Annotated in this window: 2 protein-coding genes; one reads left to right on the top strand and one right to left on the bottom strand. The window is 40.7% G+C overall.

Going from position 1 to position 1,008, the window contains the following annotated elements:
* Nucleotides 1–16: 16 nt before the first annotated feature.
* Nucleotides 17–451, bottom strand: coding sequence for a YccF domain-containing protein (locus AB4407_RS20880; protein ID WP_029225586.1), 435 nt, complete (start codon nucleotides 449–451; stop codon nucleotides 17–19).
* 257 nt (nucleotides 452–708) lie between these two features.
* Between AB4407_RS20880 and AB4407_RS20875 the strand changes: the two genes are divergently transcribed.
* Nucleotides 709–834, top strand: a complete 126-nt coding sequence (locus tag AB4407_RS20875; RefSeq protein ID WP_017060906.1) for a hypothetical protein — start codon at nucleotides 709–711, stop codon at nucleotides 832–834.
* Nucleotides 835–1,008: the final 174 nt, after the last annotated feature.

Genomic DNA, 1,008 nt, shown 5'->3' with positions numbered 1-1,008 from the left:
TTTACTACGATTGGTATTAACCTTTGTAGTTTCTTACTCGTGCCGCTTCTGCTTCACGCTTATCAACAACCGTTTTGCCGATTGGCGCTAATGAGATAACCGCGAGCTTGAGGTGTTGAATGGCAAACGGAATACCGATGATGGTAATGAAACACGCCACAGCTGACATGATGTGACCAATCGCAAGCCAGATACCTGCAAATAAGAACCAAATCACGTTACCAATCACACCTAGCGGGCTGGTGCCAATGTCCATTTCGTTAGTTAATTCATCACGAGAAATCGCTTCTTGACCGAATGGGAAGAATGAGAAATTACCCATGACAAAACACGCTCTGCCCCATGGAATACCTACGATGGTAAGGAACGCGAGCAGCCCGAAGAACCACCAAGCCAGTCCCATAAATACGCCACCGAACAGAAACCAAATAATGTTTCCGATTGTTCTCATGTTGTCTTCTCCAAATCTTTGAATGCTGTTTATTTTATATGCCGAGTAAGGCAATACTTGTTCTAATAGGTTCATTATTGTTGAACCTTTATGAACCGTTTATGAATCAACGATATTTTATGTGTTTGATACACCCCACGAAACGCCAAATCCACATAGGGCTCATCGAGTTTATTTGATACCATACTCTCAGATTATTTAGTACCACAAAGCTAAACAGCTACAATAGCTACAACAACTAATAGAAGGCCGAATTTATGAACAACACTGAGCAACCTAAAAAGAAAATGAAAAACTGGGTGCCAATCGTCTTCTTCGGACTTCTCAGCACCGTGCCTGTATTCATGTTCTTAGTCGACGTATACATCAACCAATATATGTAACACGCACACCGTTATTGTCATTTAAATGAATACAAGGAGCATTCTTGTATTCATTCCAACTCGCTAGCCTTAGCCACAATCAGCCATTCGACTTCCACTTCAAATATTTCAATCATCTCACTATTACTATAAGTAACGTAATACCAATCACAGCAAGTAAGTGATCAAACATAG

It is taken from the genome of Vibrio sp. 10N.261.46.E11, assembly GCF_041472735.1.
In the GTDB taxonomy this organism is placed as follows: Bacteria; Pseudomonadota; Gammaproteobacteria; order Enterobacterales; family Vibrionaceae; genus Vibrio.
The sequence above is the reverse complement of the archived record's forward strand: the minus strand, read 5'-3'. Positions and strand labels throughout refer to the sequence as shown.